We start from the raw sequence: 14,144 nt of genomic DNA, 5'->3' as shown, positions 1-14,144 counted from the left end.
ATCAGCGGCGGGCGTGCCAGAAGGCGGCGAAGCGGCGCAGCACCCTGGCCGGGCGCGAATTATGGCGCCCTGGCGTGCCCTTGCGCAAGCGTTGCCACCAGGCACGTCGGGCGCGGCCCAGCGCGGCCGACAGGCGGCTGACACGGCGCCAGGGGCGCGTGGCGCGCAAGCGGGCGATCCAGCGGTCCTTGGTTTCCATAAATAAACCGTGCCAGCGGGCAAACCACGGCAAACTGAGCAGGGTGGGGCGCGTCAGCGAATACAGGCGCGCGACGGCCGCCGCGCCGCCCAGCTTGGCGATGACGATCACGCCGATGCCGGAAAAGGCATGGCCGCGCGCGATGGCCAGCAGGGCCAGCAGCTTGACGGGGAACAGCAGCACGGCCGGCAGCACGAAGATGGCCAGCGCCCAGTACGGCGGCAGGCGCTTGATCCACGCTTCGAGCGCATGCAGGGGCGGAAATTGCGCGATGATCTGCATGATGCGCGCGCCCGTCGCCCACAGCCATTCCTCGATCAGCAGGCAGATGGCGGCCAGGTAGACCAGCGGCGCGAACAGCCAGCGCCTGACTCTGTAGAATTTTTTCATCCGTTTCCGTGTGCGGCGCAGGTTTGCCGCGATTGCCACGATGATACGTCAAAAAAGCCCGCCTGCCCCCGCATCCCGTGTGCCCGTGGCTCCCTGGCGGGGCTACAATAGACAGATGAATAAAGCCTTTGTAAAAGAATCCGACAACGACGACGATGAAGAAGCGGCTGCGCTGGCGCTGGCCATTCCCGCCGGCGCGAAGAACTACATCACGCCGGCCGGCTACCAGCGCATCAAGGAAGAGTTGCTGCAGCTGATCGACGTCGACCGTCCGGAAGTGGTGCGCATCGTCCATTGGGCGGCGTCGAATGGCGACCGCTCGGAAAATGGCGACTATATCTACGGCAAGCGCCGGCTGCGCGAAATCGACCGCCGCATCCGCTTCCTGACGAAACGCATGGACCTGGCCGCCATCGTCGACCCCAGCGTGCACCATGGCAACGACCAGGTGTTCTTCGGTGCCACGGTAACTTACCGCACCAGCGACGGCGAAACGCACACCATTACCATCGTCGGTATCGATGAATTCGACCCCCTGAACGGCAAGATCAGCTGGGTCTCGCCCATGGCCCGCACCATCACCAAGGCGCGCGAAGGCGACGTGATCACCCTCAACACGCCGCTGGGCGAGCAGGAACTGGAATTGCTGGAAGTGACGTATCCGGCGCCGGGTGAGGGGTAGTTTGCGTTGACGCAGGGTTAGTCCTGGTAAGCCTGTCACGCTGGAACTTTCCTTGACGGGAGAGCGATGATGGCCCGCATCCAGCGTTTGTTTATGCCTGGTATGCCCTTGCATGTGGTGCAGCGTGGGGCGGACAGGCACATCTGCTTTTTTGAACCGGCTGATTTTCTCTGGTACTTGCAGCAACTGCAGCGGCACTTACATGCGCAAAGCTGTGTCCTGCATGCCTATGTCCTGATGACAAACCATGTGCATTTGCTGCTCTCTGCAGGTAGTGTTCTGGCTGTTTCGCGCATGATGAAGGCCTTGGGGCAAGAGTACGCGCACTACATCAACTGGCGCCACCATCGTACCGGACCGCTATGGGACGGGCGCTACAAGTCTTGTGTCGTGCAGGATGAAACCTATTTGCTGGTATGCCAGCGCTATATCGAACTCAATCCCGTGCGAGCCGGTATGGTGCGCTATCCGGGACATTACCGCTGGTCCAGTTATCGGTGCAATGCGGAGGGGCGCGAGGATGCCTTGGTACAACCACATCCGCTCTATTTACGCATGGGTAAGAACGAAGGTGAGCGGCAGCAGGCCTATGCTGCTTTATTTCATGCGGATGAGGAAGCGGCGCTTCAGGCATTGCGTGCCGCCAGCCGTGGCAATGCGGCGGTTGGCAGTGCCGAATTCGTGAAAAAAATTGCAAACCGCAAAGCATAAGGGCCGGGGTCGGACCCTGAGGGTCCGACCCCAGTATTTGCCTTGGGGTCTAATTACGTTCGCGCAAGATGCGGTTGACCCCGGCCACGCGGCGCACATTGCGCAGCAGGGCGGCCAGGTGGACGCGGTCCTTGACTTGCACGGTGAAGCGCAGCTGGTCGAGGACGTTGTCCTTGTCTTCGTCCATGCCCACGTAGATGATGTTGGCGTCGGATTCGCCGATTTCGGCGGCCACGCGGGCGAGGATGCCTCGCTCGCTGTTGATCAGCACCTTGATGCGGCAGTCGAAGCGGCGGTTCAGTTCCGTTCCCCAGCGCACGGCGATCCAGCGGTCCGGTTCCTTGGCGCGCTGGCGCTTCGCTTGCGAGCAGTCGCTCGTGTGCACGAGCAAGCCCTGGTCGCGGCGCAGCTGGCCGATGATCTGGTCGCCGGGTATCGGCAAACAGCATGGCGCCAGTTGCACGGAAACGCCTTCGCTGCCGCAGATGGTGACGGGGTCGAGCTCGCTGCCGCTATTGTGTTCCACTGGCATGCTGGCCGCTTCGCCGCCGATCAAACCGAAGATGTGGCGCGCCACCAGGGTGGCCATGCGCTTGCCGATGCCGATGTCCGCGTACAGCTCGTCCATGGAATTGGCGCTCGATTCGTTGAGCAGGCGTTCCACCAGCGGCGCCGGCAGGTCGGCGTCGATGTTCAGCGTTTGCAGCGCCTGCGACAGCAATTGCTGGCCCAGGGCGATCGATTCAGGCAGGTTGATCGTGCGCAAATGGTGGCGGATGGCCGAGCGGGCCTTGCCGGTGCGCACGAACGACAGCCACGTCGGGCTGGGGCGCGACGAGGAATCGGTGATGATTTCCACGATGTCGCCATTGTGCAGCTCGGTGCGCAGCGGCGAGGTTTCGTTGTTGATTTTGACGGCCACGGTCTGGTCGCCGATGCCCGTGTGGATCGAATAGGCGAAGTCGATGGCCGTGGCGCCGCGCGGCAGGGCGATGATCTTCGATTTCGGCGTAAACACGTAGACGGAATCGGGGAACAGGTCGACCTTGACGTGTTCGAGGAATTCGGCCGAGTCGCCCGTCTGCTGCTGGATGTCGAGCAAGGATTGCAGCCAGGCATGCGTGCGCTGCTGCAGGTCGGACGGGTTCGATTCGCCGCTCTTGTACAGCCAGTGCGCCGCCACGCCCGATTCGGCCGTGCGGTGCATTTCCTGCGTGCGGATCTGGAATTCCACGGGCGTGCCGTAGGGGCCGATGACGGTCGTGTGCAGCGACTGATAGCCGTTCAGCTTGCGGATCGCGATGTAATCCTTGAACTTGCCCGGCATGGGCTTGTACAGGCTGTGCAGGGTGCCCAGGGTCACGTAACAGTCGGCAAAACTGCCCACCACCACGCGGAAGCCGTACACGTCCAGCACTTGCGAGAACGACAAATGCTTGCTGCGCATCTTTTTATAGATGTCGTACAGGGTCTTTTCGCGGCCCGTGACGTCGGCATCGAGCTCGGCCATGGACAAGGTGCTTTTTACGGCTTCCATGATCTTGTTGACCACTTCGCGCCGGTTGCCGCGCGCCGCCTTGACGGCTTTCGCCAGGGTGCGGTAGCGCATCGGATACAGGTGCGAGAACGACAGGTCCTGCAGCTCGTGGTAAATATTGTTCAGGCCGAGACGGTGCGCGATCGGCACGTACACTTCCATGGTCTCGCTGGCGATGCGGCGCTTTTTTGCCGCCGTCATGAAGTCCAGCGTGCGCATATTGTGCAGGCGGTCGGCCAGTTTGATCAGGATCACGCGCACGTCGGACGCCATGGCCAGCAGCATCTTGCGGAAGTTTTCCGCCTGCGCTTCGATCTGGCTCTGGAATTCGATCTTTTCCAGCTTCGACAGGCCGTCGACCAGGTGCGCCACCGGGGCGCCGAAGCGCTCGATCAATTCTTCCTTCTTGACGTCCTGGTCTTCCATGACATCGTGCAGCAGGGCGGCCATGATGGCTTGCGCGTCGAGTTTCCAGTCGGCACAGATTTCCGCGACGGCGATCGGATGCGAGATATACGGCTCGCCCGAGCGGCGCATCTGGCCCAGGTGCATTTCGTCGGAGAAGCGGTAGGCTTCCTTGACTTTTTTCAGGTCGGCGGGAGACAGGTATTCGGCCAGCTTGTCGGCCAGGTGGCTGACGGAGGCCACGCCCAGGGCGGGCGCTGGCGGTACTGCGGGGATGTTGCTGCCGGACGTGCCGACGCCGGGCGTGGAAGCGCCCTGCGATTTTGCCGCCTGGCGCGAGGCCAGGGGCGGCAGTGCTGCGGAAGTCGTGTCGGCTGGGGTCAGACTCATAAAACGTCGCGTTGCTTCACAGTGTGAATAAAGGATACGGTAGAACCAGGGGTCAGCACTGTTCCGGCACGCGGGTTCCCACTTACATCGGGACCTTTTTCAGCATTTCGATGCCGACTTTACCGGCAGCGATTTCACGCAGTGCAACAACGGTAGGCTTGTCCTTGGCCTCCACCTTAGGGGTGTGGCCTTGCAGCAACTGACGTGCGCGATAAGTCGCAGCCAGGGTCAGCTGGAAACGGTTAGGGATCTGCTTCAGGCAATCTTCGATTGTGATACGGGCCATAGTAACTCCTAAAATTTTTGCGTGGTGCTGTGTGAACTGGCGTGCAGGCGAATTACTCTGCGTGCAGGCCCAGCTGGGCGAATAGCGATGCGTTGCGGGCCGCTTGTTGCGCAAACCGGCAACGGGCCGCTCTCACGATCGCGCTCAGTTCGGACAAAGCGACCGTAAACTCTTCATTGATAATAACATACTCGAACTCGGGAGCGTGTGCGATTTCGCCGCCGGCCGCCAGCAGGCGGCGCGTGATCACGTGCGGCTCGTCCTGGCCGCGCTTGTTCAAGCGTTCTTCCAGCGCATCGATCGATGGCGGCAGGATGAAAATGCCGGCCGCGCGGGGGAATTGCTTGCGCACCTGGCGCGCGCCCTGCCAGTCGATTTCCAGCAGGATATCGGTGCCGGCCAGCATTTGCTGCTCCACCATGATGCGCGACGTGCCGTAGTAATTGCCGTGCACTTCCGCCCATTCCAGGAATTCGCCCTGGTCGGCGCGTGCGACGAAGTCTTCCGCCGTCGTGAAATAGTACTCGCGGCCATGCTGCTCGCCCGGACGGGGCGCGCGGGTGGTGGTCGAGATCGACAATTTGATGCCGGGCTCTTGCGCCAGCAATGCATTGACCAGTGTCGATTTGCCGGCGCCCGAGGGCGCGGCGACCACGAACAGGCTGCCGGAGAAGGCGGTAGGGTGGCTCATGCGGATCTTTCCATATGCGTGTGATGGCGGCGTTTGCGCTTGCATGGGCGCCGCCCAATTCGGTATTTTACCAAGAGGCAAGGCGGCGAGCCAGCCCCGCGATGCGCCTTGCCGCCCCGCTTGCGCATATTTTTCTTGTTATCCTGAGGAAATAGTTATCTAATTTGGATGGTTTTTTCTCAATAACTATTCTACCGACAGGATGCGCGCATGAAGAATTTCCCGTTTCTCAGTTCCGCCCAGGCCATGTTGTTGCTGCGCGTGGCCATCGCCGTGATGTTCATGGCGCACGCCATCACGCGCATCGCCAATGGCACCATTCCCCGCTTTGCCGGCTTCCTGGAAGACAAGGGATTTATTTACGGCCTGGCCGTGGTGTGGGCGATTACCGTCGTCGAGATCGTTTGCGGCAGTTTGCTCATCGCCGGCAAATACACGCGCTGGGCGGCGGCCGGGCTGATGGTGATCTGCATCGGCGGCATCGCCATCGTGCATGCGGCCAAGGGCTGGTTCGTGGGCGAGCATGGCGCCGGCGGCGTGGAATACAGCATCGTGCTGTTTTTCGCCTGCGTCGTCATCGCCGCCAGCGACAAGGGGCGCGCCGGAGCGCGCCTGGCCTGACGGGGGGTTATTCCAGGTTTTGCACCTGTTCGCGCATCTGCTCGATCAGCAGCTTCAAGTCCATCGAGGCGTCGGCCAGTTCCTTGACGGACGCCTTGGCGCCCAGCGTGTTGGCTTCGCGGTTCAGTTCCTGCATCATGAAGTCGAGGCGCTTGCCCACTTGTCCGCCCTTGGTGAGGATGTGGCGCGTTTCGCCCAGGTGGGCCGACAGGCGCGCCAGTTCTTCCGACACATCGATGCGGATGCCGTACAGGATGACTTCCTGGCGGATGCGCTCCATGGCGTCCTGGCGCGACAGGGCCGAATTCGAGCCCTGGCTGGCCAGGCCCAGCGCATCCTGCATGCGTTCGATGGCTTTTTGCTGGAAGGCCGCCACCACTTGCGGAATCAGGGGCGTGATGCGCTTGACGATGGCTTCCATCGCCTCGATGCGCGACACCAGCACCGCTTCGAGCGCGGCGCCTTCGCGCTTGCGGCTCTCGACGAAGGCGGCCACGGTGCGTTTGGTCAGCGCGCCCACGTCCGCCTGCAGGGACTCCTGTCCCACTTGCGCTTCTTCGATGACGCCAGGCCAGCGCAGCAGTTCCGCCACCGTCATGACGGGGGCGGAGACGAAATGCTGGCCCACTTCGTTTTGCAGGCGCGCCAGTTCGGCCAGCAAGGGCAGGTTCAGCGCCTGCGTGCCGTTTGTGGCGGCCTTGCGGCCAAAGCTCAGGCGTACCTCGACTTTGCCGCGCGTGATGGCGGACATGACGGCGGCGCGCAAGTCAGGCTCCAGGGCCCGCAGATCGTCGTTGATCCGGAATTGCAGGTCGAGAAAGCGCGAGTTGACGCTCTTGATTTCAATTGTCAGTGTGCCTGCAGCACCTTCGCTGGTGGCAACCGCGTAGCCTGTCATGCTTGAAATGCTCAAAGGATTCCCCGATTTGGTCTTGTATACAGTCACTTATACACTTAATCAGCCAGCGCAGGCAATACCGCCCGCGCCGCAAAAACAGAACCGCATGGTCTGATGGCCTGAAAATTGCTGAATAGTGTGCGTTTTACGGCATTGTAAAGAAAATTGTGTTTGGCGGGGCAGGATTGTAGGGATCATGTGTGCGCCGCCTGCCATTGCGTCTTGCGCTGTTGCATGACTGCAAATAGACGGGCGCGCGGTGGTAAAATCGCTGCCGCAACCCCAATCACACAGGACATCCCATGACATTTGAATCCCGCCCGAGCGGCCGCGCCGTCGACGCGCTGCGCGCCATCCGCATCACCCGCCAGTACACCAAGCATGCCGAAGGCTCGGTGCTGATCGAGTGCGGCGACACCAAGGTCATCTGCACCGCCAGCATCGAAGACAAGGTGCCGGGTTTCCTGAAAGGCAAGGGCCAGGGCTGGTTGACGGCCGAGTACGGCATGCTGCCCCGCTCGACGCACACGCGCATGGACCGCGAAGCGGCGCGCGGCAAGCAGTCCGGCCGCACGCAGGAAATCCAGCGCCTGATCGGCCGCTCGCTGCGCGCCGCCTTCGATTTGCAGGCGTTCGGCGAACGCACCTTGCACCTCGATTGCGACGTGATCCAGGCCGACGGCGGCACGCGCACGGCCTCGATCACGGGCGCCATGGTGGCCGCATATGACGCGTTTTCCCAGCTGCAGGCACGCGGCGCGATCGCCGCCATCCCCGTGAAAAGCTTTGTCGCCGCCATCTCGGTGGGCGTCTACCAGGGCATGCCGGTGCTGGACCTCGACTATGTGGAAGACTCGGGCTGCGACACGGATATGAACGTGGTGATGACGGAAGCGGGCCACTTCATCGAAGTACAGGGCACGGCCGAAGGCGCCGCTTTCGACCGCGCCGGCATGAACCGCCTGCTGGACCTGGCGCAGGGCGGCATCGCCGACCTGATCGCCCTGCAGAAGCAGGCATTGGGGATCTGATCTTTACACAGATTTACACATCGCTGCCCGCCGCGCCGGGCAACAAGCCCGTATTTGCCGCCGTTGAGCGCGGCAGCGGGCCAGGGTGAGGGGAGCGCAAAAGGTTTACAATGTCGGCACTTCAACCGGACTACTGACATGACCCAACGCCTCATCCTCGCCTCCAACAACGCCGGCAAGCTCAAGGAATTCAACGAGCTGCTCTCGACCATCGGTTTTTCCGTCCATGCCCAGGGCGAGTACGATGTGCCGGAAAGCGACGAACCGTTCCACACCTTCGTTGAAAACGCCCTGCAGAAGGCGCGCCACGCGTCGCGCCTGACGGGACTGCCGGCGCTGGCCGACGATTCCGGCGTGTGCGTCAATGCGCTCGGCGGCGCGCCCGGCGTGTACTCGGCCCGCTATGCGGGCGAGCCGAAATCGGACGCGGCCAACAGCGCCAAACTGATCGCCGACCTGGAAGCGCATGCCGACAAGTCCGCGTATTACTACTGCGTGCTGGTGTACGTGCGCCATGCGGACGACCCGCAGCCGGTGATCGCTGACGGCCGCTGGAATGGCGAAATGGTCGAGGCGCCGCGCGGCAGCGGCGGCTTCGGCTACGATCCGCACTTCTTCATTCCCGCGCTGGGCAAGTGCGCGGCCGAACTGACGTCCGATGAAAAGAACGCGCTGTCGCACCGCGGCCAGGCCCTGCGCGCGCTGGTGGAAAAGCTGCGATGATCCCGATCAAACTGGTGGGTGCCGTTGCCAAGTCGGCGGCCAGGCCCGGAGCGTCGCCCGCGCCGCAGGAAGGCCTTTCCGGCGCGGCCGGGGCGGCCCTGAAATACCTGCAGCCGGGCGCGCTGAACCTGACGGCCCTGCCGCCGCTGTCGCTGTACATCCATTTCCCGTGGTGCGTGAAGAAATGCCCGTATTGCGACTTCAATTCGCACGAGGTGCGCGGCGACTTGCCGGAAGCCGAATACCTGGCGGCCCTGCGCCTGGACCTGGAAATGGCGCTGCCGCTGATCTGGGGCCGCAAGATCCACACCATCTTCATCGGCGGCGGCACGCCCAGCCTGATGTCGGCGGCGGGCCTGGATCGGCTGATGTCGGACGTGCGCACCTTGCTGCCCCTGGAGCCCGATTGCGAAATCACCATGGAAGCCAATCCGGGTACCTTTGAAGCGGAAAAATTCAAGTCTTACCGGGCCAGCGGCATCAACCGCCTGTCGATCGGCATCCAGAGTTTCAACGGCCGCCACCTGCAGGCGCTGGGCCGCATCCATGACGATGACGAAGCGCGCCGCGCGGTGGAGATCGCGCACGCGAACTTCGACAATTTCAATCTCGACCTGATGTATGCGCTGCCCACGCAGACCCTGGCCGAGGCGCAGCAGGACCTGGACACGGCGCTGTCGTTCGCGCCGCCGCACCTGTCGCTGTACCACCTGACTTTGGAGCCGAACACGCTGTTCGCCAAGTATCCGCCCGTGCTGCCGGACGACGACGAGAGCGCCGATATCGCCGACATGGTGGCCGCGCGCGCGGCGCAGGCGGGCTATGGCCGCTATGAAGTGTCGGCCTACGCGCAGCCGGGCCGCCAGGCAAAGCACAACCGCAATTACTGGGAATTCGGCGACTACCTGGGCATCGGCGCAGGCGCCCATTCGAAGATTTCGTTTCCGCACCGCGTGCTGCGCCAGGCCCGCTACAAGCAGCCGCGCGCCTACATGGACGCGGTACTGGCCGGTAACCCGGTGCAGGAAGAGCGTGAACTGGCGCGCGAGGAAATGGGTTTTGAATTCATGCTCAATACCCTGCGCCTGACGCAGGGCTTTTCGCCGAACCTGTTCGCCGAGCGTACGGGCCTGGCCCTCAATGCCATCGAGCAGCCGCTGAACGCGGCCGAAGCCAAAGGCTTGCTGTACCGCGACCACCAGGTCATCCGCCCGACGGCGCTGGGACTGTCCTTCCTGAATGACCTGCAGCAGATGTTCCTGGAAGACTGACTGCCTTAATGACGCCTGCTAATGCGCGCTGGCGGCGCGCAGGCGCTGCAGCTTGGCCGCGTACAGTCCGTGTTCGCTGCGCGTGGTGCTGTTGTCCATCGCCAGTTCCAGCTGCCTGCCCGCCTGCGCCAGCTGGCCCATGCGCGCATACGCCTGCGCCAGCCAGAAGTGGAATTCATGGTAGTAGGGGTCGCGCGCGATTTCGCGCTTGAACAGGCGTGCCGCTTCCTGGTAGTCGGCGGTTTCCATGGCGCGCTGGCCCAGGTTGAAAAAGTGGAAGGGCGGCTCTGGCTGCAGGGCCAGCAATTTGCGCCGCAGCAGCTGCGCTTCGCCCGTGCGTCCCAGGCCGTCGAGTGCCTGCGCCAGGTTGGACAGCAGCACGGCGTTCGATGGCGAGCGTTCCAGTGCGTAAGCGAGCGTGCGCCGCGCCGGCTCGATGTCGCCGTGGCGCAACTGGATGATGCCCAGTGTATTCAAGGCGCCCGCAAACGTGGGGTCTTGCAGGATGGCTGCGCGGGCATACCAGTAGGCTTGATCGAGCTCGCCGCTGGCCATGGTTTCGGCGGCGCGATTGTTGAGGTACATGGCCAGGATGGTGGCTTCGCGCACTTCCTGCGTGCGCTGGCCGGTGAGGTCTTCGCCCGGCAGGAAGTCGATGAGCAGGATGGCATCGGCGTCGTAGCCGACGGTATTGCTGGCGGCACGGCGCTCTAGCGCGAGATTGACGTGGCCGGCAACGAAATACATGCCGCTGCTGCGGCTCCAGCTCTCATCTCCCAGGACCACCTGGTAGTGCACATCGAGTCCCATTTCCTTGGCCAGCGCGGCCGTCATCAGCACCAGCGACAGGCAATTGCCGCTGCGCGCATCGAACGCCTGTGCCGCCGTGCGCGTCATGGCGGCATCGTATTCCAGTTGCAGCCCGGCCCGATTGTGGAGGGCATCGGCGAGCGCCCGGCGGGGATTCTTGTTGCGCGCCTCGCGTGCGATATCGACACGCACGTATTGCCGCATGGCGTCGCTCATGGCAAACGCCTGCTGCGGGTCGACCGGTATGGTGGGCGCGGCAAAGCTGGCATCGTTGAAAAGGTCGGGCGGAGGCAGGGTGGCGGGCGCCGTGGCGCAGCCGGCAAGGGCTGCGCACAGCAGCAAGGGGGGCAGGAAGCCCCGGCGCAGCTGTTCGCTGATGCCGCTGATACATTTCATGTTCGTACTCCCGCAGAACGATATCGGGCGCAACACGTATTGCTGCCGGTGGAGCGCCATGCCACCTGAAACAAGTATCCTCGCGGGCCAGGGCGCTGTCAAACCCTTTCAACTGGCGCTGCCGTCAGCCTTAAAACTCTTCCCAATCCTGCTCGCCCGCCACCTGCGCCTGAGGCTTGCGCGCAGGAGGCGTGCTCCTGGCCGCGCTGCCTGGCTGCCTGGCGGGCGTGCTCCTGGCCGCCGGCCTGGCCAACTGGGTAGTTGCCGGCCGCGCGGCGCGTACCGGCGCCTTTGTAGCCATGTGTTCGAGCTGGAAGCCGGCCGCCACTTGCGCCAGGCGCGCCGCCTGGTCCTGCATGCTTTCGGCGGCCGCCGCCGCTTCCTCCACCAGGGCCGCATTTTGCTGCGTCACCTGGTCCATCTGCGCGATGGCCTGGTTGACCTGGTCGATGCCCATGCTTTGCTCGGCGCTGGCGGCAGTGATCTCGGCCATGATGTCGGTGACGCGGCGCACGCTGTCGACCACTTCGCCCATGGTGCTGCCGGCCTGCTGCACCAGCCGCGTGCCGTTGTTGACCTGCTCCACCGAGTCGCCGATCAGGGTCTTGATTTCGCGCGCCGCGGCAGCCGAGCGTTGCGCCAGGCTGCGCACTTCTGTGGCGACGACGGCAAAGCCGCGTCCCTGCTCACCGGCCCTGGCCGCTTCGACGGCCGCGTTCAAGGCCAGGATATTCGTCTGGAAGGCGATGCCGTCGATGACGCCGATGATGTCGACGATTTTCGTCGATGCCGTATCGATGGCACCCATGGTGTCGACCACCTGGCTGACGATGCTGCCGCCCCGTTCGGCCACGCCGGAGGCGGCCACCGCCATCTGGTTGGCCTGGCGCGCATTGTCCGCATTCTGCTTCACGGTGCTGGTCAGTTCTTCCATCGACGATGCCGTTTCTTCGAGCGAACTGGCCTGCTGTTCCGTGCGCGCCGACAAATCCTGGTTGCCGGCGGCGATTTCGCCCGACGCCGTGGCAATCGCATTGGTGCCCGTCTGCACTTCCGACACCACCTTGCGCAGCGCCTCGTTCATGCCGTGCAGCGCGCGCATCAGGTCGCCGATTTCATCGCTGGCGGGCGCGCCGAAATGCGTGCGCAAGTCGCCGTCGGCCACCGTTTCGGCCACCTTCACGGCGGCTTTCAACGGTTGGGTGATCGAGCGCGTGATCAGCCAGGCGCAGACGCTGCCCAGGGCCACCACCAGCGCGCACAAGGTCAGCAGCAGGGTGAAGCTGCGTTCGTTGGCCGCTTCGATGGCTTGCGCCGTGGCGTCGATGGCTTGGCGCTGCTGCGCCAGCAGGGCCTTGACGTTGTTCTGGTACTTGGTGGCGGCCGGCGCGAAGCTGTCGCGGTAGGTGCTTTCCGCCTGCGCCGCATTACCCGTCTTGCGCGCATTCATGACCAGGGTCTTGGCATCCTGATATTTGACGCGCTCGGCGATGGACGACTTGAAGATGGCTTTTTCTTCATCGCTGTCGAGCAGCGCCTCGATTTTCTTCAGCAGTTCGCTGCCCTGTTTTGTGCTGTCGGCGATGGTGTCGGCAAACACGTTCGACAGCGTTTCATCGGTGCTCCTGGCGATCATCGAGGTGCGCGCGATGGCCGAGTAAATCAGCACGTACCAGTCCGATACGAGGCGTTCCTTGGCCAGCGGCTTTTCCATCATTTGCCGCGTCGCTTCGGCATTCACGTGGGCGCTGTACAGCGCGTACGAGGTGGAGATCACGGACAGCAGCAGCACCAGCGCGAAGCCTGCAGCCAGGCGCGTGCCGATACGAAGGTGGGAGAGGGCGTGCATGGTCGGAACTCCTGTCGCAGAGGGATTGAAGGTTGCCTGTGCGACATAGTATGCACTGATAAGTGACCAATAGGCGAGGGAAAAGCGCGCTTGTTTTGGCGCCTGTTGCAGTCTCGCCCGTGCTACAGATCGAGCGCCTGGCGCAGGTCCGGCTGCTCGGCCCAGCGGGCGAAGGCGGCCGCCATGCGCTCGCTTTCCGCGATGGCGCGGCGCCAGTCGCGCATGCGCGCCGCGTGGTCTTGCCCGTAATGGGCGAAGTCGCGCCGGTCCGGCAGCTTGCCGTTGGGCAAGCTGGCCACGAAGGCGGGCGAGGGCGAGACGAGGATCATGTTGTCGAGCGCGCTATCGCCGCTGCGCGCGCGGCGCCAGGGCATGGCCTTGTCCAGCCAGCCCGGCACGATATGGCCGGCAAAGTGCGGGTACAGCACCAGGTCCGGTTCGCGCTGGTAGGGCAGGTGCAGATGGTAGTCGACCAGGCCGCCATCCCAGTAGCGCCCCGGCGGCGCGCCGGCGATGTCCGTGACCGCATCGAGCACGAGCGGGATGGAACCGGAGGCCAGCAGCGCGTCGCGCAGGTTGTCTTGCGCCAGCGGCACGAAATGGGACTGAAAGGCGTCGAAGCGCGAGCGCAGCCAGCTGGCGCCGTCCGGCCCTGCATGGAACACCGCGCGTTCCAGCGAGGCGGCCAGGCGCGCGCGCGCCACGGCGTTGCCAGCGGCAGCCAGCAGGAAGCCGCGCCGGTCGCGCCATTTGCCCGGCTGCGCCAGCGCGCCGATGCCGCGCACGGCCAGCACCGACAGGCTGTGCCGCGCGTGTTGCAGCAGCTGCGCATCCTGGCCATCGAGGACGGCGTCGAGCAGGGCGCGGCAGGTGCGGCTGACGTGCGCCGCGTCGGGTTTGTCGGGGTAGCGCTGGCCCACGTATTCGCGCACCAGGCGGCGCTGCGCTGCCACCGGATCGGGAAACACGGCGGCGGCCATGCGCCAGGCGCCGATCGACGCGCCGACGAAGTGGCGCGGGCGCGGCGCTTGCGCCAGGAAGTCGCCAAACAGCCAGCAATCGAGCTGGTGCAGGATCAAGCCTTTCGGCCCGCCCGCGGCGGCAGGGACGATGGCGACGTCAAGCGCGCGCAAGCCGTTGTCGGCAATGCGGGCGCGGGCGCGGCGGCCCAGGCGGATGGTGATGGCGGACGAAGCAGGCAGGGGGGAGGACATGCGCGTGGCGGCTGGTGGCGATTGCCTATTGTAGCGATTG

At 64.0% G+C, this 14,144-nt stretch carries 14 protein-coding genes; 6 read left to right on the top strand and 8 right to left on the bottom strand.

What is annotated here, in order from left to right; translation table 11 throughout:
- Window position 1: 1 nt before the first annotated feature.
- A complete protein-coding gene (locus BZG29_RS22740) occupies window positions 2-589 on the bottom strand; it encodes a hypothetical protein (protein WP_077407786.1) in 588 nt (195 codons plus the stop codon).
- 115 nt (window positions 590-704) lie between these two features.
- Between BZG29_RS22740 and greB the strand changes: the two genes are divergently transcribed.
- Both greB and BZG29_RS22730 read left to right on the top strand, forming a co-directional pair.
- On the top strand, window positions 705-1,271 hold the full coding sequence (greB, locus tag BZG29_RS22735) for a transcription elongation factor GreB (RefSeq protein WP_077407784.1): 567 nt from the start codon (window positions 705-707) through the stop codon (window positions 1,269-1,271).
- Between the two features lie 66 nt (window positions 1,272-1,337).
- Window positions 1,338-1,982 carry a transposase gene (locus tag BZG29_RS22730; RefSeq protein ID WP_253192679.1) on the top strand — a complete coding sequence of 215 codons (645 nt, stop codon included), beginning with the start codon at window positions 1,338-1,340 and terminating at the stop codon, window positions 1,980-1,982.
- A 49-nt stretch (window positions 1,983-2,031) separates the two neighbouring features.
- Here the strand turns inward: BZG29_RS22730 and BZG29_RS22725 are convergent, their stop codons facing one another.
- The 3 genes from BZG29_RS22725 to gmk form a co-directional block, all read right to left on the bottom strand.
- Window positions 2,032-4,314, bottom strand: a complete 2,283-nt coding sequence (locus BZG29_RS22725) for a bifunctional (p)ppGpp synthetase/guanosine-3',5'-bis(diphosphate) 3'-pyrophosphohydrolase (RefSeq protein WP_077407782.1) — start codon at window positions 4,312-4,314, stop codon at window positions 2,032-2,034.
- Window positions 4,315-4,396: 82 nt separating this feature from the next.
- On the bottom strand, window positions 4,397-4,600 hold the full coding sequence (rpoZ, locus tag BZG29_RS22720; protein ID WP_010400723.1) for a DNA-directed RNA polymerase subunit omega: 204 nt from the start codon (window positions 4,598-4,600) through the stop codon (window positions 4,397-4,399).
- 52 nt (window positions 4,601-4,652) lie between these two features.
- Entirely contained in the window at window positions 4,653-5,291 is a 639-nt protein-coding gene (gene gmk / locus BZG29_RS22715; protein ID WP_077407781.1) for a guanylate kinase, read from the bottom strand.
- Window positions 5,292-5,501: 210 nt separating this feature from the next.
- Here gmk and BZG29_RS22710 point away from each other — a divergent pair, with 210 nt between their 5' ends.
- On the top strand, window positions 5,502-5,912 hold the full coding sequence (locus tag BZG29_RS22710) for a DoxX family protein (protein ID WP_077407778.1): 411 nt from the start codon (window positions 5,502-5,504) through the stop codon (window positions 5,910-5,912).
- 7 nt (window positions 5,913-5,919) lie between these two features.
- Here the strand turns inward: BZG29_RS22710 and BZG29_RS22705 are convergent, their stop codons facing one another.
- A complete protein-coding gene (locus BZG29_RS22705; protein WP_077407776.1) occupies window positions 5,920-6,810 on the bottom strand; it encodes a YicC/YloC family endoribonuclease in 891 nt (296 codons plus the stop codon).
- A 302-nt stretch (window positions 6,811-7,112) separates the two neighbouring features.
- Between BZG29_RS22705 and rph the strand changes: the two genes are divergently transcribed.
- The 3 genes from rph (at window position 7,113) to hemW (ending at window position 9,835) form a co-directional block, all read left to right on the top strand.
- Window positions 7,113-7,841 carry a ribonuclease PH gene (gene rph, locus BZG29_RS22700; protein WP_034787067.1) on the top strand — a complete coding sequence of 243 codons (729 nt, stop codon included), beginning with the start codon at window positions 7,113-7,115 and terminating at the stop codon, window positions 7,839-7,841.
- A gap of 138 nt (window positions 7,842-7,979) precedes the next feature.
- Window positions 7,980-8,564 (top strand): RdgB/HAM1 family non-canonical purine NTP pyrophosphatase, encoded by a 585-nt coding sequence (rdgB, locus tag BZG29_RS22695; protein ID WP_077407774.1) that lies wholly within the window; start codon window positions 7,980-7,982, stop codon window positions 8,562-8,564.
- Entirely contained in the window at window positions 8,561-9,835 is a 1,275-nt protein-coding gene (gene hemW, locus BZG29_RS22690) for a radical SAM family heme chaperone HemW (protein ID WP_077407772.1), read from the top strand. Before rdgB ends, hemW begins: the two co-directional genes overlap by 4 nt.
- Before the next feature lie 18 nt (window positions 9,836-9,853).
- Here the strand turns inward: hemW and BZG29_RS22685 are convergent, their stop codons facing one another.
- From BZG29_RS22685 to BZG29_RS22675, 3 genes are all read right to left on the bottom strand, one after another.
- Window positions 9,854-11,041 carry a tetratricopeptide repeat protein gene (locus BZG29_RS22685; protein ID WP_150131029.1) on the bottom strand — a complete coding sequence of 396 codons (1,188 nt, stop codon included), beginning with the start codon at window positions 11,039-11,041 and terminating at the stop codon, window positions 9,854-9,856.
- Between the two features lie 130 nt (window positions 11,042-11,171).
- Entirely contained in the window at window positions 11,172-12,890 is a 1,719-nt protein-coding gene (locus tag BZG29_RS22680) for a methyl-accepting chemotaxis protein (RefSeq protein WP_077407770.1), read from the bottom strand.
- 122 nt (window positions 12,891-13,012) lie between these two features.
- Window positions 13,013-14,104, bottom strand: a complete 1,092-nt coding sequence (locus tag BZG29_RS22675) for a patatin-like phospholipase family protein (RefSeq protein WP_077407768.1) — start codon at window positions 14,102-14,104, stop codon at window positions 13,013-13,015.
- Between the last annotated feature and the right edge of the window lie 40 nt (window positions 14,105-14,144).

It is taken from the genome of Janthinobacterium sp. LM6, from assembly GCF_002002885.1.
GTDB lineage: Bacteria > Pseudomonadota > Gammaproteobacteria > Burkholderiales > Burkholderiaceae_D > Janthinobacterium > Janthinobacterium kumbetense.
The sequence above is the reverse complement of the archived record's forward strand: the minus strand, read 5'-3'. Positions and strand labels throughout refer to the sequence as shown.